The following is a 369-nucleotide window of genomic DNA, read 5'->3' as shown; positions in this document are numbered from 1 at the left end:
GTCGGCGAACCAGGAGGACCACGTTTCGATGGCGACGTTCGCCGCGCGCAAGCTCGCCGATATCGCCGACAACACGGCCAACATCCTCGCGATCGAACTGCTCGCGGCAGCCCAGGGCGTGGACCTGCGCGCACCGCACCACACGAGCCCGGCGCTCGCGCACGTGATGCAGTCGGTGCGCGCCGAGGTGCCGCATTACGACCTCGACCGTTACTTCGCGCCGGACATCGCCGCAATGACGAAGCTCGTGCAGAACGGCGCAATCGCCAAGCACAGCCCGCTCGCATTCGAGTCCGAGCAATAAGCCGAAGTCAGCATTCGAGCCTGAATAAAACAGCATTCCTGAATAACATCCGAGACGACGACGTT

1 protein-coding gene is annotated in these 369 nt (G+C 63.1%); it reads left to right on the top strand.

The features are described 5' to 3' along the window. On the top strand, positions 1-304 hold a 304-nt coding region (locus U5A52_RS43145), incomplete at its 5' end, for an aromatic amino acid lyase (protein WP_321940522.1). Positions 305-369: the final 65 nt, after the last annotated feature.

The organism is Paraburkholderia sp. J8-2 (genome assembly GCF_905220195.1).
In the GTDB taxonomy this organism is placed as follows: Bacteria; Pseudomonadota; Gammaproteobacteria; order Burkholderiales; family Burkholderiaceae; genus Paraburkholderia.
This window is presented reverse-complemented; position numbering and strand designations above follow the sequence as displayed.